General features: G+C 62.7%; 18 protein-coding genes. 11 read left to right on the forward strand and 7 right to left on the reverse strand.

What is annotated here, in order from left to right:
- Positions 1 to 159: 159 nt before the first annotated feature.
- The gene (tcdA, locus tag J3B00_RS08290; protein WP_209866573.1) at positions 160 to 969 is read left to right on the forward strand and encodes a tRNA cyclic N6-threonylcarbamoyladenosine(37) synthase TcdA; all 810 of its coding nucleotides are present in this window, start codon (positions 160 to 162) and stop codon (positions 967 to 969) included.
- 132 nt (positions 970 to 1,101) lie between these two features.
- Here tcdA and J3B00_RS08295 read toward each other — a convergent pair whose 3' ends face one another.
- From J3B00_RS08295 to J3B00_RS08310, 4 genes are all read right to left on the reverse strand, one after another.
- Positions 1,102 to 1,512 carry a SufE family protein gene (locus J3B00_RS08295; RefSeq protein WP_209866575.1) on the reverse strand — a complete coding sequence of 137 codons (411 nt, stop codon included), beginning with the start codon at positions 1,510 to 1,512 and terminating at the stop codon, positions 1,102 to 1,104.
- Positions 1,509 to 2,714: a cysteine desulfurase gene (locus J3B00_RS08300; protein WP_209866578.1), complete on the reverse strand. Its 1,206-nt coding sequence runs from the start codon at positions 2,712 to 2,714 to the stop codon at positions 1,509 to 1,511. Before J3B00_RS08300 ends, J3B00_RS08295 begins: the two co-directional genes overlap by 4 nt.
- A 75-nt stretch (positions 2,715 to 2,789) precedes the next feature.
- Positions 2,790 to 3,824 (reverse strand): 2,3,4,5-tetrahydropyridine-2,6-dicarboxylate N-succinyltransferase, encoded by a 1,035-nt coding sequence (dapD, locus tag J3B00_RS08305; RefSeq protein WP_209866580.1) that lies wholly within the window; start codon positions 3,822 to 3,824, stop codon positions 2,790 to 2,792.
- A 41-nt stretch (positions 3,825 to 3,865) separates the two neighbouring features.
- Positions 3,866 to 4,213: an ArsC family reductase gene (locus tag J3B00_RS08310; protein WP_209866582.1), complete on the reverse strand. Its 348-nt coding sequence runs from the start codon at positions 4,211 to 4,213 to the stop codon at positions 3,866 to 3,868.
- Positions 4,214 to 4,494: 281 nt separating this feature from the next.
- Here J3B00_RS08310 and J3B00_RS08315 point away from each other — a divergent pair, with 281 nt between their 5' ends.
- On the forward strand, positions 4,495 to 6,141 hold the full coding sequence (locus J3B00_RS08315; RefSeq protein ID WP_209866584.1) for a Na+/H+ antiporter: 1,647 nt from the start codon (positions 4,495 to 4,497) through the stop codon (positions 6,139 to 6,141).
- Positions 6,142 to 6,180: 39 nt separating this feature from the next.
- Here J3B00_RS08315 and dapC read toward each other — a convergent pair whose 3' ends face one another.
- From dapC to map, 3 genes are read right to left on the reverse strand one after another with little or no spacing between them, the layout of a single operon-like run.
- On the reverse strand, positions 6,181 to 7,377 hold the full coding sequence (gene dapC, locus J3B00_RS08320; protein WP_209866586.1) for a succinyldiaminopimelate transaminase: 1,197 nt from the start codon (positions 7,375 to 7,377) through the stop codon (positions 6,181 to 6,183).
- A gap of 22 nt (positions 7,378 to 7,399) precedes the next feature.
- Positions 7,400 to 10,102, reverse strand: coding sequence for a [protein-PII] uridylyltransferase (locus J3B00_RS08325; protein ID WP_209866588.1), 2,703 nt, complete (start codon positions 10,100 to 10,102; stop codon positions 7,400 to 7,402).
- A 19-nt stretch (positions 10,103 to 10,121) separates the two neighbouring features.
- A complete protein-coding gene (gene map / locus J3B00_RS08330) occupies positions 10,122 to 10,904 on the reverse strand; it encodes a type I methionyl aminopeptidase (RefSeq protein WP_209866590.1) in 783 nt (260 codons plus the stop codon).
- A 346-nt stretch (positions 10,905 to 11,250) separates the two neighbouring features.
- Between map and rpsB the strand changes: the two genes are divergently transcribed.
- From rpsB to bamA, 9 genes are all read left to right on the forward strand, one after another.
- A complete protein-coding gene (gene rpsB, locus J3B00_RS08335; RefSeq protein WP_209866592.1) occupies positions 11,251 to 11,988 on the forward strand; it encodes a 30S ribosomal protein S2 in 738 nt (245 codons plus the stop codon).
- A gap of 187 nt (positions 11,989 to 12,175) precedes the next feature.
- Positions 12,176 to 13,039, forward strand: a complete 864-nt coding sequence (tsf, locus tag J3B00_RS08340; RefSeq protein WP_209866594.1) for a translation elongation factor Ts — start codon at positions 12,176 to 12,178, stop codon at positions 13,037 to 13,039.
- Between the two features lie 180 nt (positions 13,040 to 13,219).
- The gene (gene pyrH / locus J3B00_RS08345) at positions 13,220 to 13,963 is read left to right on the forward strand and encodes a UMP kinase (RefSeq protein WP_084854362.1); all 744 of its coding nucleotides are present in this window, start codon (positions 13,220 to 13,222) and stop codon (positions 13,961 to 13,963) included.
- Positions 13,960 to 14,517, forward strand: a complete 558-nt coding sequence (gene frr / locus J3B00_RS08350; RefSeq protein WP_209866596.1) for a ribosome recycling factor — start codon at positions 13,960 to 13,962, stop codon at positions 14,515 to 14,517. The genes pyrH and frr overlap by 4 nt, the downstream gene beginning before the upstream one ends.
- Positions 14,518 to 14,533: 16 nt before the next feature.
- The gene (uppS, locus tag J3B00_RS08355; RefSeq protein WP_209866598.1) at positions 14,534 to 15,289 is read left to right on the forward strand and encodes a polyprenyl diphosphate synthase; all 756 of its coding nucleotides are present in this window, start codon (positions 14,534 to 14,536) and stop codon (positions 15,287 to 15,289) included.
- Entirely contained in the window at positions 15,289 to 16,104 is an 816-nt protein-coding gene (locus tag J3B00_RS08360; protein ID WP_209866600.1) for a phosphatidate cytidylyltransferase, read from the forward strand. The genes uppS and J3B00_RS08360 overlap by 1 nt, the downstream gene beginning before the upstream one ends.
- A complete protein-coding gene (gene ispC, locus J3B00_RS08365) occupies positions 16,101 to 17,291 on the forward strand; it encodes a 1-deoxy-D-xylulose-5-phosphate reductoisomerase (protein ID WP_209866602.1) in 1,191 nt (396 codons plus the stop codon). Before J3B00_RS08360 ends, ispC begins: the two co-directional genes overlap by 4 nt.
- A gap of 46 nt (positions 17,292 to 17,337) precedes the next feature.
- On the forward strand, positions 17,338 to 18,690 hold the full coding sequence (rseP, locus tag J3B00_RS08370) for a sigma E protease regulator RseP (protein ID WP_209866604.1): 1,353 nt from the start codon (positions 17,338 to 17,340) through the stop codon (positions 18,688 to 18,690).
- A gap of 74 nt (positions 18,691 to 18,764) precedes the next feature.
- Positions 18,765 to 21,113, forward strand: a complete 2,349-nt coding sequence (gene bamA / locus J3B00_RS08375; RefSeq protein WP_209866606.1) for an outer membrane protein assembly factor BamA — start codon at positions 18,765 to 18,767, stop codon at positions 21,111 to 21,113.
- Positions 21,114 to 21,134 lie beyond the last annotated feature (21 nt).

Raw genomic sequence — 21,134 nt, forward strand, 5'->3', positions numbered from 1 at the left:
TTCGCATTTGCTGATAGGACATTAAAGCAGGGTTAATCGGATAGTTGTTAGTCGGGGTGCCTTTTGGCGAGCGCCCTTGCATCGCAATCAGGCTGCAAAGCAGCCCCACGATCGCCCAGCTGGCCTATAATACGCGCCGGTTTTTTCGGGGTACTGACCATGAGCACAGAAGATCCACGCTTTGCCGGCGTTGCCCGGCTGTACGGTGACGACGGGCTGCAACGCCTGCGCGAGGCCCATGTGGCGATCGTCGGCATCGGCGGCGTGGGCTCGTGGGCCGCGGAGGCCATGGCGCGCAGTGGCGTGGGCGAGATCAGCCTGTTCGATCTGGACGATGTCTGCGTGAGCAACACCAACCGCCAGGCGCATGCCCTTGAGGGGCAGGTCGGGCGGCCCAAGGTCGAGGTCATGGCTGAGCGCCTGCGGGCGATCAACCCGGCCTGCACGGTGCACGCAGTGGCGGATTTCGTCACCCGCGAGAGCATGGCCGAGTGCATCACTAACGAAATCGACTATGTCATCGACTGCATCGACAGCGTGATGGCCAAGGCGGCGCTGATTGCCTGGTGCCGCCGGCGCAAGATCGGCGTGGTCACCACCGGCGGCGCAGGGGGGCAGATCGACCCGACCCAGATCCAGATCGGCGACCTCAACAAGACCTTCAACGACCCGCTGGCCTCGCGTGTGCGCTCGACCTTGCGCCGTGACTACAACTTCTCGCGCAATACCTCGCGCAATTATGGCGTGCCGTGCGTGTTTTCCAGCGAGCAGCTGCGCTATCCCAAGGGTGATGGCAGCGTTTGCCTGCAGAAGAGCTTTGTTGGTGAAGGCGTGCGGCTGGACTGTTCGGGCGGTTTTGGCGCGGTGATGATGGTCACGGCGACCTTTGGCATGGTGGCGGCGAGCAAGGCGGTGGAGAAACTGGTCGGCGGCGCCCGGCGGCCGTCGGAGCGGGTGGTCGCCGAATAGTCTGCTCAGTCAGTGCGGGCCTCTTCGCGGGGCAAGCCCGCTCCTACAGGGGCCGTGCCATGCTGAAGACCGGCGCGGCCCCTGTAGGAGCGGGCTTGCCCCGCGAAGAGGCCGGCGCTGACTGACATCAGCTCACGGCGCAGCGGCCAACTGCGCCATGCGCTGCAACACGGCATGCAGGCCATTGCTGCGCGAAGGCGACAACTGCCGCTCCAGCCCCAGCTCGGTAAACCAGCCACGCAGGTCGAGTTGCGCCAGCTCAGCGCTGTGCAGCCCCTGCACCCGCACCAGCAACAATGCCAGCAACCCGCGCAACAAGCGCGCATCACTGCCGGCCTTGAACCGCCACTGGCCGTTGTCCTGGTGTGCCACCAGCCACACCAGGCTTTCACAGCCATGCACGCGGTTGTCCTCGGACTTCTCCGACTCATCCAGCGTTGCCAGGCGCTCGCCCCATTGCATCAGCAAGCGCGCCCGTTGCTCCCAGCCGCGGGCCTGCTGAAAGGTCGCCAAGGCCTCTTGGGCCTCGCTCGACAGGTTCAACGCAGCATCTCCAGGCCCTGGTCCAGCGCGTCGAAGAAGCGCTGCACGTCGTCACTGTCGTTATACAACGCCAACGACACGCGGATTGCGCCGTCCAGGCCCAGGCCCTGCAGCAGCGGCATCGCACAATGATGCCCGGCGCGCACGGCGATGCCTTGCTCGGTCAGCAGGTGAGCGATATCAGCGTTGTGCACGCCGTCGACGACAAAGCTGGCCAGCGCCGTCTGCGGCGTGCCGAGAATGCGCACGCCGTCGCGATCAGCCAGGCCACGCAGCAGATGCTGATGCAGGCTGGCCTCGTGCCGTTCGACCGCGCTGGCATCGAGGCTGGCCAGGTAGTCAAGGGTCGCGCCCAGGCCGATCACCCCGGCGATTGGCGGGGTGCCCGCCTCGAAGCCCAGCGGTGCCGGGCGAAAGCTGGCGCTGTGGTAGTCGGCCAGTTGCACCATCTCTCCGCCAAACTGCCAATGCAGCAACTGCTGCAGCGCGTGCTGGCGGCCGTACAGCACGCCAACGCCTTCCGGTCCGTACAGCTTGTGGCTGGAAAACACATAGAAGTCGCAGCCCAATTGCTGCACATCATGCCGGCCATGAACCACGCCCTGAGCACCGTCGACCACGGTCAACGCACCCTGGGCACGAGCGTGAGCGAGCAGCGCTGGCAGGGGTTGCCAGGTGCCGAGTACGTTGGACAGCTGGCTGACTGCCAGCAAACGGGTACGCGGGCCGATCAGTTGCAGGGCCTGGTTGAGGTCGATGCAGCCGTGCTCGTCCAGCGGCAGGATCACCAGGCGCAGGTTGCGTCGCCGCGCCAGTTGCTGCCACGGCAGCAGGTTGGCGTGATGCTCAAGGGCGCTGATGGCGATCTCGTCGCCTTCGTTGAAACCGTGCTCCAGCCCATAGGCGAGCAGGTTCAGCGCCGAGGTGGCGCCATGGGTGAAGATCACCTGACGCGCGTCGGCAGCATTGAGCCAGGCAGCAACCTTGTCGCGGCTGGTTTCAAACGCCTGGGTCGCCAAGGCGCCGGGCAAATGCTGGGCACGGTGCACATTGGCCGCGCCATGGCCGTAATAGTGGTTCAGGGCATCGAGCAGGGCCTGTGGCTTCTGCGTGGTAGCGGCGCTGTCCAGATAGGTCTGGTGCTGGCGTTGCAGGGCGGCGATGGCCGGAAAGTCGGCGCGCCAGGGGGAGGGCTGGAACATATTGAGAGACCTGGAAATAAAAACGGGTCTGGCATTACGCCAGACCCGATCTTATCACCTTGAACCCGAGGGTTCTCAGTTGTGCGCGTGCAGCGCCTCGTTCAGCTCGATGGCCGACTTGTGGGTCTTGCACTCCACCGCGCCGTTGAGCGAGTTGCGACGGAACAGCAGGTCGGTCTGGCCGGCCAGTTCACGGGCCTTGACCACTTTGACCAGTTGGTTGTTCTCGTCGAGCAGGTTCACCTTGGTACCGGCGGTGATGTACAGGCCGGCTTCAACGGTGTTGCGGTCGCCCAGCGGGATGCCGATGCCGGCGTTGGCGCCGATCAGGCAGCCTTCGCCAACCTTGATGACGATGTTGCCGCCACCGGACAGGGTACCCATGGTCGAGCAACCGCCGCCGAGGTCCGAGCCCTTGCCGACGAAGACGCCAGCGGAGACGCGGCCTTCGATCATGCCTGGGCCTTCGGTGCCGGCGTTAAAGTTGACGAAGCCTTCGTGCATGATCGTGGTGCCTTCGCCGATGTAGGCGCCCAGGCGCACGCGGGCGGTGTCGGCGATGCGCACGCCGGCCGGGACCACGTAGTCGGTCATCTTCGGGAACTTGTCCACCGAGAACACTTCCAGCAGTTCGCCTTTGAGGCGTGCTTCCAGTTGCAGCTCAGCCACTTCAGCCAGGTCCACGGCGCCCTGGTTGGTCCAGGCGACGTTAGGCAGCAGCGGGAAGATGCCGGCCAGGCTGACGCCATGCGGCTTGACCAGGCGGTGCGACAGCAGGTGCAGCTTGAGGTAGGCCTCTGGGGTCGAGGTCAGTGCGGCGTCTTCGGCCAGCAGGGTGGCGACCAGCGGCTTGTGGCTCTCGGCCAGGCGGGTCAGCAGGGCGTACTGCGTGGCATCGACCGACTTGACGGCGTCGGCCAGTTGGCCAGCCTGGGCGTTGCTGAACGCGATCGCCTGGTTGCCGCCTTCGTAGCCAAGAACCGGCGCGACTGCAGCGATCAGCTCGGCGCTTGGGTTGATCAACGGCTGCGCGTAGAAGACTTCCAGCCAGGTGCCCTGGCGGTTCTGGGTGCCGACACCGAAGGCCAGGCTGAACAGGGTAGTGGACATGCGATTACCTCTTGCGAATAAGGGTTGAAGCGAAGGCGGGCTCAGGCCAGCGCAGCGGCGTACAGATCGGGCTTGAAGCCGACCAGGGTGCGCTCACCGAGGTCGAGCACCGGGCGCTTGATCATTGACGGCTGGGCGAGCATCAGTTCGACGGCCTTGGCCTGGTCAAGATCGGCCTTGCTGGCGTCGTCGAGCTTGCGGAAGGTGGTGCCGGCGCGGTTGAGGACAACCTCCCAGCCGTGCTCGTCACACCAGCGGTTGAGGCTGTCGCGATCGATGCCTTGAGCCTTGTAGTCGTGGAACACGTACTCGATGGCCTGTTCTTCAAGCCAGGTACGGGCTTTTTTCATGGTGTCACAGGCTTTGATGCCGTAAAGAGTGTAAGCCATTGAATGCCTGGGGCGGCAGGGCGAGCCTGGCGTCCCCGATACTCCGTGAAGAAAGGGTGGAGGCGATTATGCGACATCGATGAGCCCGGCGCCACGGCTTGCTGCCGAGCGCGACGGGACGTTGCGTGTCACAGCGTGTCTAGTAGCATGGTGTTACATATCCAGCCGGTACCTGCGACTATCGTGCAGCGGTGCAGTATCACCGCTCACCGCTAACATATTGTTTCAGAGGCGATGTTTACGCTGCGCCGGGATTTTCGAATTACACAGGAAGCTTGCTGATGCAGTCAGCCTATACCGTCCTTATCCTGCTGACGCTGGTAAGCGTGTCAAAACTGGTGGGGCGGATCATCCCGCTGCCACTGCCGCTGGTGCAGATCGCTGCCGGTGCGCTGCTGGCCTGGCCCAGCCTGGGCCTGCATGTGGCGCTGGAGCCGGAGTTGTTCCTGTTCCTGTTTCTGCCGCCGCTGCTGTTTGCCGATGGCTGGCGCATTCCCAAGCGTGAACTGTGGCGCCTGCGCGGGCCGGTAGTAGCCCTGGCGGTGGGGTTGGTGCTGTTTACCGTGATCGGGGCAGGCTACTTCATTCACTGGTTGCTGCCTGATATTCCGCTGGCGGTGGCCTTCGCCCTGGCGGCCGTGTTGTCGCCCACGGATGCCGTGGCGGTCTCGGCGATTACTCAGGATCGCTTGCCGACACCGTTGATGCACATGCTCCAGGGTGAGGCGCTGATGAACGACGCCACCGGCCTGGTGACCTTCAAGTTCGCCCTGGCAGCGGCGATCACCGGCGTGTTTTCGTTGACCGACGCCAGCCTTACCTTTGTTCTGGTGGCGCTGGGCGGCCTGGCCGTCGGCGTTGCCCTGAGCTGGCTGATCGGCCGCTTGCGCATGTGGATGATCACCCGTGGCTGGGATGACCCGGCCACCCACGTGGTGTTCATGTTGCTGCTGCCGTTTGCCGCCTATGTGCTGGCCGAACGCCTGGGCGTGTCGGGGATTCTCTCGGCGGTGGCGGCCGGCATGATGCAGAGCTGGCTCGACCTGCTGCCGCGCCAGACCAGTACACGGCTGCTCAACCGCAGTGTCTGGTCGCTGCTGGAGTTTGCCTTCAATGGGTTGATCTTCCTGCTGCTGGGTCTGCAGTTGCCGGACATCATCAAGGCCGTGGTCAGCCACGAAGCTACCGTCTGGCCGACCCTGGCCTACCGCTGCCTCGATGTGCTGGCGATCTTCGCCGCGCTGATCCTGTTGCGGTTCATCTGGGTGCAGAGCATCTGGCGGGCGATCGGCGTGGTCCGTCGCTGGCGCGGCAAGCCAGAGCTGGTGCTGGTACCCACGGCGCGCTCGTGCTGGCTGCTGACTCTGGGTGGCGTGCGTGGTGCGGTGACCCTGGCCGGTGTCATGTCGGTGCCGCTGCTGATGGGCGCGGGCCAGGCCTTTCCGGAGCGCGACCTGCTGATCTTCATCGCTGCCGGGGTGATCCTGCTGTCGTTGATCGGGGCCTGTATCGCCTTGCCGATCCTCTTGCGCGGGGTCACCAAGAGCCCCGACGAGCGTTTGCAGCAGGAGGTTCAGGAAGCCTGGCGGCGCACCGCCGAGGCGGCGATCCATGCCCTTGAGGCGGAAGAGGTGATCGATGCCAATGCCCCCCAGGACGCGGCCCAGGCGACATTGGCCGTGGAGCTCAAGGCGCGCTTGATGGCGGAATACCGGGATGAACTGGACAGCTACAACGACACTGCCGAGGCGCGGGCCCTGGCTGAGCAGATGGACCTGCTCGAACGGCGCTTGCGGGTCAAGGCGCTGCGGGCGCAGCGGCTGGAGCTGTACAACCTGCATCGCCAGCATCTGGTGGGCGATGAGGTGGTGCGCCAGGTGCTGGGAGAGCTGGACTTGAGTGAGGCCAATCTGGGGCAGGTCAGGTAGATCGCCGGGGCCGCAAAGCGGCCCCAGGATCTTCAGGTATCAGCGCTTGCTCAGGAAATCCCGAATCCGCTCGGCGGCCTCGATGCACTCCGCCAGTGGTGCTACCAGCGCCATGCGCACCCGACCAGCGCCCGGATTAACCCCATCCACGTCACGCGACAGGTACGAACCTGGCACCACGGTCACGTGCTGTGCTTCAAACAGGTCGCGTGTGAACGCGGCATCACAGCCAGGTACCTTGGCCCACAGGTAGAAGCTGCCATCCGGACGCTGCACGTCCATCACCGGCTGGAGAATATCCAGCACCGCGTCGTATTTGGCCCGGTACTGATCACGGTTGGCGCGCACGTGGGCTTCGTCCTGCCAGGCGGCAATGCTCGCCAGCTGGGTCTGCACCGGCATGGCACAGCCGTGGTAGGTACGGTAGAGCAGGAACGGCTTGATGATCGCGGCGTCGCCGGCGACGAAGCCCGAGCGCAGGCCGGGCAGGTTGGAGCGTTTGGACAGGCTGTGGAACACCACGCAGCGCTTGAAATCGCTACGGCCGAGCTCGGCGCAGGCGGTGAGCAGGCCCGGCGGCGGGTTCTCTTCGTCAAAGTACAGCTCGCTGTAGCATTCGTCCGAGGCAATCACGAAGTCGTGCTCATCGGCCAGGGCGATCAGCTTCTTCAGCGTGTCCATCGGCACCAGCGCACCGGTGGGGTTGCCCGGCGAGCAGAGGAAGAGGATCTGGCAGCGCTGCCAGACTTCAGCCGATACCGCATCGAAGTCGGGGTTGAAGCCGTTGTCTTCGAGGCACGGCAGGTAGTGCGGGGTGGCGCCCGCGAGCAGGGCGGCGCCTTCGTAGATCTGGTAGAACGGGTTGGGGCTGATCACCAGGCCGTCATCGGCACGATTGACCACCGTCTGGGTGAAGGCAAACAGCGCTTCACGGGTGCCATTGACCGGCAGGATGTGGCGGTCGGCATCGAGCCAGCCAGTCGGCACGCCGAAACGCTGCTCGCACCACTGGCCGATCGCCTGGCGCAGGGCAGGCAGGCCCAGCGTGCTCGGGTAGACCGCGAGCTTGTCGAGGTTGTCGGCCAGGGCCTTGGCGACGAACGCCGGCGATTCGTGCTTGGGCTCACCGATCGACAGGGCGATGGCGCGTTTGTCCGCTGCCGGCTTCACGCTGCCCAGCAGGGCGCGGAGTTTCTCGAACGGGTAGGGCTGCAGCTGGGTCAAGGCATGGTTCATCGGCGCAAGGTCTCGTCAATCGTTAGAAGGTTACGCGGGTAGGGCTGGCATCGCTGGCCTGGCCGGCCTGCAGTTGCTGGATGATCGCCTCCTGCAGGCGGCTGCACAGCTGCGGGTCGGACAGCGGCTGGTTGTCGGCGTCGGTAACGAAGAACACGTCTTCGACGCGCTCGCCCAGGGTGGCGATCTTGGCATTCTGCAAGGACAGGTCGAACTCGAGGAAGATCCGCCCCAGCCGCGCAAGCAGGCCCGGTCGGTCAGGGGCGATGATCTCGAGGATGGTCACCGGCCGCTGTGCATCGTTGTGGATGGTCACCTGCGGCGCGAAGGTGAAATGCTTGAGCTGGCGTGGTACCCGGCGCTGAATGATGGTCGGGTAGTCCTCGGGGTTGCGCAGGGCTTCGGTCAGGCCCTCGCGGATCTGCTTGACCCGCTGCGGGTTGTCGCCGATCGAGCCGCCGTCGTTGTCCAGCACGATGTAGGTATCGAGGGTGAACTGGCTGCTGGAAGTGATGATTCGCGCGTCATGGATGTTCAGGTTGAGCTGGGACATCGCCGCCACGGTCACCGCGAAGAAGTCGTGCTGGTCGGGCGCATAGATGAAGATCTGCGTGCCGCCCTCGAATTCACGCTGGGTGGTTTCCTTGATCAGCACCAGCGGGCCGCCATCGGCGGGCTGCTGCAGGATCGCGTCACTGTGCCAGGCGACATCGGTGGCGGTATGGCGCAGGAAGTAGTCATCGCCCAGTTGCGACCAGAGTTGTTCGACGTCGTCCGGGTCAGTGCCTTCGCGGATCAGGGTGTCGAGTGCCGCGCTCTGTGTCTGGCGGATCTGCTCTTCGCGGTCGAGCGGGTTCTCCAGGCCACGACGCAGCGCGCGCTTGGTCTCGCTGTAGAGCTGGCGCAGCAGGCTGGCGCGCCAGGAGTTCCACAGGCTGGGGTTGGTCGCATTGATGTCGGCCACGGTCAGCACGTAGAGGTAGTCCAGGCGCGTCTCGTCGCCGACCAGCAGGGCGAAATCGTTGATCACCTGTGGGTCGGAGAGGTCCTTGCGCTGGGCAGTGGTGGACATCACCAAGTGGTTCTGCACCAGCCAGACGATCAGGCGGGTATCCCAGGTCGGCAACTGGTGGCGTTCGCCAAAGGCCTTGGCGTCGACCGCGCCGAGCTCCGAGTGGTCACCCTGGCGGCCCTTGCCGATGTCGTGGTAGAGCCCCGCCAGGTAGATCAGCTCAGGTTTGGGCAGACGCCCCATGAGCTTGCTGGCCAGCGGGAATTTCTCCGAGACCGGGGTGTACTGCAACTTGCGCAGGTGCTTGATCAGGTTGAGGGTGTGCGCATCGACCGTATAGATGTGGAACAGGTCATGCTGCATCTGCCCGACGATCAGGCCGAACTCCGGCAGGTAGCGGCCTAGAATGCCGTAGCGGTTCATCCGGCGCAGGTTGCGGTGGATGCCGATCTCGCACTTGAACAGCTCGATGAACAGGCTGGTGTTGCGGATATCGTTGCGGAAGCTGTCGTCGATCAGGTGGCGATGCTCGCGCAACAGCCGCACCGTGTCGGCGCGCACGCCCTTGATCTCCGGGTGCTGGGCCATCAGCACGAAGATCTCGAGCATGGCGAACGGGGTCCGCTTGAACACGTTCGGGCTCACTGCCTCGATATAGCCATCATGGAGGCGGAAGCGGGCGTTGAGCGGCTGGGTGGTGCCACTGTCTTCGTCGGCGAGGATGACTTCCTCGAAGTGCTGGATGATCAGGTCACACAGCTGGCTGATACTCATCACCACCCGGTAGTACTGCTGCATGAACTGCTCGATGGCGCGCTTGGGGTTCTCGTCGCTGAAACCGAGCAGCGCGGCGATGCTGCGCTGGTGATCGAACAGCAGGCGGTCTTCGGCACGCCCGGCGAGCATGTGCAGGGCGTAGCGGACCCGCCACAGAAACGCCTGCGAGGTGGCCAGCAGTTCGTTCTCGCTCTCCAGCAGGAAGCCTTCGCCGGCCAGCGCATGCAGGTTCAGGGTGCCGTACTGGCGGCGCGCGACCCAGAGCACGGTCTGAATGTCGCGCAGGCCGCCTGGCGAGCCCTTGACGTTGGGTTCGAGGTTGTATTCGGTGTCATTGTACTTGTGGTGGCGGGCCTTGAGTTCGGCGCGCTTGGCCAGAAAGAACTCTCTGCTCGGCCACAGCTTGGCGGTGCTGGTGACCTCGAGCATGCGCTGGCGCAGCGGCTCGGGGCCGGCAATGGTGCGGCTTTCCATCAGGTTGGTGATCACCGTCAGGTCGGCGCGGGCCTGTTCGGCGCACTCCTCGACGCTGCGCACGCTCTGGCCGACTTCCAGGCCGATGTCCCAGAGCAGGGTCAGAAAACCTTCGATGGCGTCGCGGTAGCGCTCGTGTTCGGCGCCATCGAGCAGGATCAGCAAGTCGATGTCGGAGTAGGGGTGGAGCTCACCCCGGCCGTAGCCACCCACCGCGATCAGGGCGATACCGGTCTGATCCTGCCAGTCGAACTGGTTCCAGGCCTGCTGCAGGATATTGTCGACGAACCAGGCGCGGTCTTCGATCAGTCGGCGGATCTCGCGGCCTTCCCGAAAGCGCTTGTCGAGCGCCTCGCGGGCCAGGCGGATGGCTTTCTTGAAGGCAGCGATGGGGCTTGCCTTGAGCGCCAGCTCCGCCTGGAACTGACCGCGGTCGAACAGCTCTGGATCCACCTGGGGCATCGCGTCGCTTTCCTGGATTTTAGGCTGAGGTACGGGGAATGGTGTCGTCTTTGCGCAGGGTGAAGATCTCGTAGCCGGTAGCAGTCACCACCAGGGTGTGTTCCCACTGCGCCGAGAGCTTGCGGTCCTTGGTGATCGCGGTCCAGCCGTCGCCGAGCACCTTGGTGTCGGCCTTGCCCTGGTTGATCATCGGCTCGATGGTGAAGGTCATGCCTTCCTTGAGCTCCATGCCCGTGCCAGCGCGGCCGTAGTGGAGGATCTGCGGCTCTTCGTGGAATACCTTGCCGATGCCATGCCCGCAGAACTCGCGGACCACCGAGAAGCCGTTCTTCTCGGCGTGCTTCTGGATCACTTCACCGATGTCGCCCAGGCGGCAGCCCGGCTTGACCAGCTCGATGGCCTTGTACATGCATTCCTGGGTGATCTGCGACAGGCGCTCGGCCCAGACCGGCACGCTGCCGACATGGAACATGCGGCTGGTATCGCCGTGGTAGCCGTCCTTGATCACGGTCACGTCGATGTTCAGCGTGTCACCGTTCTTCAGCGGCTTGTCATTGGGGATGCCGTGACAGACCACGTGGTTGATCGAGGTGCAGATCGACTTCGGGTAGCCTTTGTAGTTGAGCGGCGCCGGGATCGCCTGCTGGACGTTGACGATATAGTCGTGGCACAGGCGGTCGAGCTCTTCGGTGGTGACGCCGGGCTTGACGTGCTCTTCGATCATCTCCAGCACTTCAGCGGCCAGGCGGCCGGCGATGCGCATCTTCTCGATGTCTTCTGCGGTCTTGATGGTAACGGTCATTACAGGCTCTCTACGGCGCCTCGCGGGGCGCGAACAAACGGGAAAGGCCGGATTCTAGCAGAGCAGCGCCCCCCGCTGTCGGGAGAAAGCCGCCGCCGCCGTGGCCTTGTGGGAGCATTCTGGCGCGATTGAGCGCTCGCTGCAAAAGTCGCTGACGGGCGAGGCAGTATCCGGGTTCCGTTAGGCTGCAGTCTGTGGTATAACATGCGCCGCTTTCGGGGACGACCCCGTGAGCATTAACCCACACACGTGTCGACACGATGGCCTGGGTGCCCCGAACGCTTCGGCTTCGCGGGTTGGTCATTGGGATACGTGGAGGCCCAACCCGACTTATCAAGGAACTATCATGTCCCAAGTCAATATGCGCGATATGCTGAAGGCCGGTGTGCACTTCGGTCACCAGACCCGTTACTGGAACCCGAAAATGGGTAAGTACATTTTCGGCGCGCGTAACAAGATTCACATCATCAACCTGGAAAAAACCCTGCCGATGTTCAACGACGCTCTGTCGTTCGTCGAGCGCCTGGCCCAGGGCAAAAACAAGATCCTGTTCGTCGGCACCAAGCGTTCCGCCGGCAAACTGGTCGCCGAGCAAGCCGCTCGTTGCAACTCGCCGTACGTTGACCATCGCTGGTTGGGCGGCATGCTGACCAACTACAAAACCATCCGCGCTTCGATCAAGCGTCTGCGTGACCTGGAAACCCAGGCCGAAGATGGTACCTTCACCAAGCTGACCAAGAAAGAAGCTCTGATGCGTTCGCGCGATCTGGAGAAGCTGGACCGCAGTCTGGGTGGTATCAAGGATATGGGCGGTCTGCCAGACGCTCTGTTCGTTATCGACGTTGATCACGAGCGCATCGCGATCACCGAAGCTAACAAGCTGGGTATCCCGGTTATCGGCGTAGTCGATACCAACAGCAGCCCGGAAGGTGTTGATTACATCATCCCAGGCAACGACGACGCCATCCGCGCCATCGAGCTGTACATGACTTCGATGGCTGACGCTGTCATCCGCGGCCGCAACAACGTTGCTGGCGGCACCGAAGTCTACGCTGAAGAAGCGGCGGCACCAGCTGCTGAGTAATTGACGCCCGGCGTCTACTTGGCACGCGAAAAGGGGGCTTGGCCCCCTTTTTGCCACCTGAAATCCTCCTGTCAGCAACACCGCCGCATGATGTTCTCCTGCTGGCGTGAAGGCAGAGGGTTTACAGAATTGAACGCCCGTGACGAGCGGGTGGAATGGTTGAAAAACTTTCCAAGAGGATTTTGAAATGGCAGCAATTACTGCAGCGCTGGTAAAAGAACTGCGCGAGCGTACCGGCGAAGGCATGATGGATTGCAAGAAAGCCCTGGAAAAGGCTGACGGCGACATCGAAAAAGCCATTGATGACATGCGTGCTTCGGGCGCCATCAAGGCCGCCAAGAAAGCTGGCAACGTTGCCGCTGAAGGCGCTATCGCCATCAAGGCTGACGACAAGTCCGCTGTACTGCTGGAAGTGAACTCGCAGACCGACTTCCTGGCCCTGCAAGACGACTTCAAGAACTTCGTCGCTGAAAGCGTTGAAGCTGCATTCGCCGAGAAGCTGACCGACGCCGCGCCGTTGATCGCTTCCCGCGAGTCTGCTCGTGAAGCCCTGGTTGCCAAGGTTGGTGAGAACGTCAACATCCGTCGCCTGGTGCGCGTTGAGGGTGACGTTGTCGGTACCTACCTGCACGGCAACAAGATCGGCGTAGCTGTGGTCCTGAAAGGCGGTGACGTCGAGCTGGCCAAAGACATCGCCATGCACGTCGCTGCAAGCAACCCGGAATTCCTGCTGCCATCGGAAGTCTCGGCTGAAGCGATCGAGCGTGAGAAGGGCGTATTCCTGACCCTCAACGAAGAAAAAATCAAAGGCAAGCCTGAGAACATCGTTGAGAACATGGTCAAAGGCCGTATTTCCAAGTTCCTGGCCGAAGCCAGCCTGGTAGAACAGGCCTTCGTCAAGAACCCGGAAATCAAAGTCGGCGAACTGGCCAAGAAGGCCGGCGCTGAAATCGTTTCCTTCACCTACTTCAAAGTCGGCGAAGGCATCGAGAAGCCGGTTGACAACTTCGCTGAAGAAGTTGCCGCCCAGCTGGCTGCTGCCAAGCAGTAAGACAGACTCCGTCTGTCGCCCCAAAGAGGCTGCCCGCTCACGCGCGCAGCCTCTTTGTCAAACCGGAGCCGGGTTTATCCGGCTTGGCTCCGCTGGCGCTGAAGCAGCGCCACGCTACAGTTAGCAGGCTGTATCCAGCCCGCGCAGAATTTTCTTAAAACGCCGCAGGAGAGACTCGCAATGGCTCAGCAGGTGAGTGGTCGCCAACCTCGCTATAAACGCATTTTGCTCAAACTTAGCGGCGAGGCCCTGATGGGCTCGGAAGAGTTCGGGATCGACCCGAAAGTATTGGATCGCATGGCCCTGGAAGTCGGTCAGCTGGTCGGTATCGGTGTCCAGGTAGGCCTGGTCATTGGCGGTGGCAACCTGTTCCGCGGTGCAGCGCTCAGCGCAGCTGGCATGGATCGCGTCACCGGTGACCACATGGGCATGCTCGCCACCGTGATGAACGCCTTGGCCATGCGCGACGCCCTTGAGCGTTCGAACATCCCGGCGCTGGTCATGTCGGCCATTTCCATGGTCGGCGTTACCGATCACTATGATCGTCGCAAAGCTATTCGCCACCTCAACTCCGGGGATGTGGTAATTTTCTCCGCCGGTACCGGCAACCCGTTCTTCACCACCGACTCCGCAGCCTGCCTGCGCGCCATCGAAATCGATGCTGATGTGGTGTTGAAGGCGACCAAGGTCGACGGTGTGTACACTGCCGATCCATTCAAGGACCCGCACGCCGAGAAGTTCGATCACCTCACCTACGATGAGGTCCTGGATCGCAAGCTTGGTGTGATGGACCTGACCGCAATCTGCCTGTGCCGCGACCACAAGATGCCATTGCGGGTATTCAACATGAACAAGCCTGGCGCCCTGCTGAACATCGTGGTCGGTGGCGCTGAAGGTACTTTGATCGAGGAAGGCCAAGCATGATCAACGAAATCAAGAAAGATGCTCAGGAACGCATGACCAAGTCGCTGGAATCGCTCCAGCACGCCTTTGGCCGTATCCGCACGGGTGTAGCCCACCCGAGCATCCTCGAAGGTGTGATGGTGCCTTACTACGGCGCGGACACGCCTATCAAGCAAGTGGCCAACATCACCGTCAAGGACTCGCGCACCCTGCAGGTCGTGGCGTTCGAGCGCAACATGCTTGGCGCAGTCGACAAGGCCATCGGTAGTGCAGGCCTGAACCTGAACCCGACCAACCTCGGCGAGCTGCTGCTGATCACCATGCCGGCGCTGACCGAAGAGACCCGCAAGGGTTTCACCAAGCAGGCGCGTGACGCTGCTGAAGACGGCCGCATTGCTGTGCGCAATATCCGTCGTGATGCGCTGAGCCAGCTCAAGGATCTGGTCAAGGAAAAAGAAATCAGCGAAGACGAGGAGCGTCGCGCCGCTGACGAAATCCAGAAGCTGACCGACAAGTTCGTGGCTCAGATCGAAGTTGCCGTGAAGGCCAAGGAAGCTGACCTGATGGCCGTTTGAGGCCAGGGTTCTCTTCATGGAAAAGACCAAGCAAGCGGTACCGTCATCGGTGCCGCGCCATGTCGCGATCATCATGGACGGCAATAATCGCTGGGCCAAGAAACGTCTGCTGCCCGGTGTTGCCGGGCATAAAGCTGGCGTTGATGCGGTGCGCGCGGTAATTGAGGTCTGCGCCGAGTCCGGGGTCGAGGTATTGACCCTGTTTGCGTTCTCCAGCGAAAACTGGCAGCGCCCGGCCGAAGAAGTCGGTGCCTTGATGGAGTTGTTCTTTACGGCCTTGCGCCGCGAGGCCAAGCGCCTCAACGAGAACAACATCAGCCTGCGCATCATCGGTGATCGCTCGCGCTTTCATCCGGAGCTGCAGGCCGCCATGCGCGAGGCCGAGGCGGCGACGGCCGGGAGCAATCGTTTCATCCTGCAGGTTGCTGCCAACTACGGTGGCCAGTGGGATATCGCCCAGGCCGCACAGCGGCTGGCGCGCGAAGTTCAGGCCGGGCATCTGCGTCCGGACGACATCACGCCCGGCCTGCTGCAGGCCTGCCTGGCAACCGGCGACTTGCCGTTGCCGGACCTGTGCATCCGCACCGGTGGCGAGCATCGCATCAGTAATTTCCTGCTATGGCAGCTGGCATACGCCGAGCTGTACTTCTCCGACCTCTTCTGGCCGGACTTCAAACACGAGGCCATGCGTACCGCCCTGGCCGATTTCGCTTCGCGCCAGCGCCGCTTCGGTAAGACTAGCGAGCAGGTCGAGGCTGGAGCTCGTGCTTAATGCTTAAACAACGCATCATTACCGCGCTGATCCTGTTGCCGATCGCGCTGGGTGGTTTCTTCTTGCTCAATGGCGGGGATTTCGCCCTCTTCATCGGTTTCGTGGTGACGCTGGGTGCCTGGGAGTGGGCGCGTCTGGCCGGACTCATGGCCCAGCCGCTACGCATCGCCTACGCCGCAGTGGTGGGTGGGGCGCTGATGCTGCTTTACCTGATGCCCGACCTCGCGCCGTGGGTGCTCGGTGCCTCGGTGATCTGGTGGGCGCTGGCGACCTGGCTGGTGCTCACCTATCCGCGCAGCAGCGAGCTGTGGGCCAGTGCTGCATGCCGTCTGTTGATCGGCCTGCTGGTGCTGCTGCCGGCCTGGCAGGGGTTGGTGCTGCTCAAGCATTGGCCGCAGGGTAACTGGCTGATTCTCTCGGTGATGGTCCTGGTCTGGGCGGCCGACATTGGTGCCTATTTCTCGGGGCGTGCCTTCGGCAAGCGCAAGCTGGCGCCGCAAGTCAGCCCGGGCAAGAGCTGGGAAGGTGTCTACGGTGGCCTCACGGTCAGCCTGCTGATCGCCCTTGGCGTCGCCTTGGTGCGCGAGTGGAGCATCGGTCAATTGCTGCTCGGCTTGCTCGGCGCGGTGGTGGTGGTCATGGCCTCGGTGGTCGGTGACCTGACCGAAAGCATGTTCAAGCGCCGCGAAGGCATCAAGGACAGCAGCAATCTGCTGCCAGGCCATGGCGGCGTACTGGATCGCATCGACAGCCTGACGGCGGCGATCCCGATGTTCGCTGTACTGCTCTGGGCCGCCGAATGGGGTGTCATGTGAGCGCTGTGCAACGCATTACAGTGTTGGGGGCCACCGGCTCGATCGGTCTCAGCACGCTGGATGTGATCGCGCGTCACCCCGAGCGCTACCAGGTGTTCGCCCTGAGCGGCTATTCGCAAGTCGAGCAATTGCTCGCCCTGTGCCTGCGGCATTGCCCGGCCTATGCCGTGGTGCCCAGCGCTGAGGCGGCTGCACAGTTGCGCGCCGGCCTGGCCACTGCCGGCAGTGCCACCGAGGTGCTCGAGGGCGAGGCGGGGCTGTGCCAGGTGGCGGCTGCCAGTGAAGTCGATGCAGTGATGGCGGCCATTGTTGGCGCGGCGGGTCTGCGCCCAACCCTGGCTGCGGTCGAGGCAGGCAAGAAAGTACTGTTGGCCAATAAAGAGGCGCTGGTGATGTCCGGCGCGCTGTTCATGGATGCCGTGCGCCGCAGTGGTGCGGTGTTGCTGCCGATCGACAGTGAGCACAACGCGATCTTCCAGTGCCTGCCCGGCGACTATGCCCGCGGCCTGGGTGCGGTCGGCGTGCGGCGCATCCTGTTGACGGCTTCCGGTGGACCGTTCCGGGAAACGCCGGCGGCGCAACTTGAGCAGGTCACGCCCGAGCAGGCCTGCGCACACCCCAACTGGTCGATGGGACGCAAGATTTCGGTCGACTCGGCCAGCATGATGAACAAGGGCCTGGAGCTGATCGAGGCGTGCTGGTTGTTCGATGCGGCGCCAGCCAAGGTCGAAGTGGTGGTGCATCCGCAAAGCGTGATTCATTCGCTGGTGGATTACGTGGATGGTTCGGTGCTCGCCCAACTGGGTAACCCGGATATGCGCACGCCAATCGCCAATGCCTTGGCCTGGCCTGAGCGGATCGACTCCGGCGTGGCACCGTTGGACCTGTTCGCCATCGCTCGTCTGGATTTCCAGGCACCTGACGAACAGCGCTTCCCCTGCCTGCGCCTGGCGCGGCACGCTGCCGAAGCCGGCAACAGTGCGCCGGCAGTGCTCAACGCGGCCAACGAAGTGGCGGTCGAGGCATTTCTCCAGCGGCGTATCCGCTTTCCGGAGATCGCGGGTATGATCGAGCAAGTGCTCGAGCAGGAGCCTGTAGTTGCATTGCCGTCGCTGGATGCGGTGTTCGCCGCCGACCAGCGCGCCCGGGAATTGTCCCGGGAGTGGTTGCGGCGACACGGCCGCTGATGCGCGCTCGCTCCAGGGTTGTCCTGAATGTCATTCGGAGATGGATATGACTGCGCTCTACATGATTATCGGTACCCTGGTTGCACTGGGTGTATTGGTCACCTTTCACGAATTCGGTCACTTCTGGGTTGCCCGCCGTTGTGGGGTCAAGGTGCTGCGCTTTTCGGTAGGCTTCGGCACGCCATTGCTGCGCTGGCACGACCGCCATGGTACCGAGTTCGTGGTGGCAGCAATTCCGCTGGGCGGCTATGTGAAGATGCTCGACGAGCGCGAGGGCGACGTGCCGCCTGCGCTGGCCGACCAGTCATTCAATCGCAAGTCGGTTGGGCAGCGCATCGCGATTGTCGCCGCCGGCCCGATCGCCAACTTCCTCTTGGCGATTGTCTTCTTCTGGCTGCTGGCCATGCTCGGCACCCAGCAGGTGCGTCCGGTCATCGGTGCGGTAGAGGCGGGTAGCCTGGCCGCCAGCGCTGGCCTGAGTGCCGGCCAGGAGATTGTTTCTGTTGATGGCAAACCGACCAATGGTTGGTCTGCGGTCAATCTGCAGTTGGTGCGTCGCCTCGGCGAGAGCGGCACCCTGCGTGTTGGCGTGCTCGACGAGGGTGCTACTGCCGAGCGTCAGCACGACATCGTCCTCAAGTCCTGGCTCAAGGGCGCCGACGAGCCCGATCCGATCCAGTCGCTTGGCCTGCGTCCATGGCGCCCGGCGGTGGTTCCCGTGCTGGCCGAAATCCAGGCGAAAAGCCCGGCCGACGTGGCGGGGCTGAAAACCGGTGACAAGTTGCTGGCCTTGGACGGCGTTGCGCTGAACGACTGGCAGCAAGTGGTCGACAGCGTCCGGGCCCACCCCGAAGCCAAAGTGATGATGCGTGTCGAGCGTGACGGTGCGGTGCTGGACGTTCCGGTAACCTTGGCGCGGCGTGGCGAAGGCCAGGCCTCCGGCGGTTTCCTCGGTGCCGGCGTCAAAGGTGTCGAATGGCCAGCAACCATGCTGCGCGAAGTCAGCTATGGGCCGCTGGACGCCATGGGCGAGGGTGTATCACGCACCTGGAACATGAGCATCCTGACCCTCGAATCGCTGAAGAAAATGCTCTTCGGAGAGCTCTCGGTAAAAAACTTGAGCGGACCGATAACCATTGCTAAAGTGGCGGGCGCTTCAGCCCAGTCCGGCGTGGGGGATTTCCTGAATTTCCTGGCCTACCTGAGCATAAGCCTGGGGGTTCTGAACCTGCTGCCCATCCCGGTACTGGATGGGGGGCATTTGCTGTTCTACCTGATCGAGCTGGCACGCGGTCGACCGCTGTCGGATCGGGTGCAAGGTTGGGGGGTCCAGATCGGTATCAGTTTGGTCATAGGGGTGATGTTGCTCGCCCTGATCAACGATCTGGGTCGACTATAAAAGCTTCGCTCAATTGCGAACCTGCTGCCCTATTGCAGCAGGTTGTTTATTGCCAGTTGGAATAAAAGGACTTCATGAAACGTCTGCTGCTAACTGCGGTCCTCTCCGCACTGATGATCGCTGAAGTTCACGCCGAGTCCTTCACCATCTCCGATATTCGTGTCAACGGCCTGCAGCGGGTATCCGCCGGCAGCGTGTTCGGCGCTTTGCCCCTGAACGTAGGTGACCAGGCCGATGACCGTCGCCTGGTGGACTCCACCCGCTCGCTGTTCAAGACCGGCTTCTTCCAGGACATCCAGCTTAGCCGCGACGGCAATGTCCTGATCATCAACGTGGTCGAGCGCCCGTCGGTGTCGAGCATCGAGATCGAAGGCAACAAGGCGATCAGCACCGAAGACCTGATGAAGGGTCTGAAGCAGTCGGGCCTGGCCGAAGGTGAAATCTTCCAGCGCGCCACCCTTGAAGGCGTGCGTAACGAGCTGCAACGCCAGTACGTGGCGCAAGGCCGCTACTCGGCTGAGGTTGACGCCGAAGTCGTGCCGCAGCCGCGTAACCGGGTTGGCCTGAAGATCAAGATCAACGAAGGCACGGTCGCCGCGATCCAGCACATCAACGTGGTGGGCAACACCGTGTTCGATGATGACGAGCTCGGCCAGCTGTTCGAGCTGAAGACCACCAACTGGCTGTCGTTCTTCAAGAACGACGACAAGTACGCCCGCGAAAAACTCTCCGGTGACCTCGAGCGCCTGCGCTCGTACTACCTGGACCGCGGCTACATCAACATGGACATCGCCTCTACCCAGGTGTCGATCACCCCGGACAAGAAGCACGTCTACATCACCGTCAACATCAATGAAGGTGAGAAGTACACCGTTCGCGACGTGAAGCTGTCCGGCGACCTCAAGGTGCCGGAGGACCAGGTCAAGTCGCTGCTGCTGGTGCAACCAGGTCAGGTCTTCTCGCGCAAGGTGATGACCACTTCGTCCGACCTGATCACCCGCCGCCTGGGTAACGAAGGCTATACCTTCGCCAACGTCAACGGCGTGCCGCAACCGAACGACGAAGACCACACCGTCGACATCATGTTCGTGGTCGACCCGGGCAAGCGTGCCTACGTCAACCGTATCAACTACCGCGGCAACACCAAGACCGAAGACGAAGTACTGCGTCGCGAAATGCGCCAGATGGAAGGTGGCTGGGCTTCGACCTACCTGATCGACCAGTCCAAGACCCGCCTCGAGCGCCTGGGCTTCTTCAAGGAGGTCAACGTCGAGACGCCGCCGGTACCGGGTACCGACGACCAGGTCGACGTCAACTACAGCGTTGAAGAGCAAGCCTCGGGTTCGATCACTGCCAGCGTCGGCTTCGCCCAGAGCGCCGGTCTGATCCTCGGTGGTTCGATCAGCCAGACCAACTTCCTCGGTACCGGTAACAAGGTTTCGATTGGCCTGACCCGCTCGGAATACCAGACCCGCTACAACTTCGGTTTTGTTGACCCCTACTGGACTGCCGACGGCGTCAGCCTGGGCTACAACGCCTTCTACCGCAGCACCGACTACGACGACCTCGACGTCGACGTGGCCAGCTATGCGGTGGACAGCCTGGGTGCCGGTGTCAGCATCGGTTACCCGATCAGCGAGACCTCGCGCCTGACCTACGGCCTGACCGTGCAGCAGGACAAACTCAAGACTGGCCGCTACACCGTTGACGAGATCTTCGACTTCGTCGACAAGGAAGGCGATAACTTCCTCAACTTCAAGGCATCTGTCGGTTGGTCCGAATCGACCCTGAACAAAGGTGTGCTGGCGACCCGTGGTCACTCCCAGAGCCTGACCCTGGAAACCACCGTGCCGGGCAGCGACCTGTCGTTCTACAAGCTCGACTACCGTGGCCAGCTGTTCAAGCCACTGTCCAACGACTACACCCTGCGTCTGCACACTGAACTGGGTTACGGCGACGGCTTCGGCGGCACCTCGGGTCTGCCGTTCTACGAGAACTACTACGCGGGTGGCTTCAACTCCGTGCGCGGTTTCAAGGACAGCAGCCTGGGTCCACGCAGTACGCCAAGCCGAGGCACCAAGCCTGGTACCATCGCCGACCCGGATCAGGATCCGCTGCCGTTCGGTGGTAACGTGCTGGTCCAGGGTGGCGTCGAGTTGCTGTTCCCGCTGCCGTTCGTCAAGGACCAGCGCTCGCTGCGCACCTCCGTGTTCTGGGATGTGGGTAACGTGTTCGACACCAATTGCGGCTCCAAGCCTGATTGCGCGAAGGTCGGTTTCTCAGACATGGCCAGCTCGGTCGGCCTTGGTGTCACCTGGATTACCGCGTTGGGCCCGCTGAGCTTCAGCTTGGCGATGCCAATCAAGAAGCCGGACGAAGCCGACACCCAAGTGTTCCAATTCTCTCTGGGCCAGACCTTCTAAGGTCGGCCCTTGCTTAACGAC

This window comes from Pseudomonas sp. BP8, assembly GCF_017875955.1.
Taxonomy (GTDB): Bacteria; Pseudomonadota; Gammaproteobacteria; order Pseudomonadales; family Pseudomonadaceae; genus Aquipseudomonas.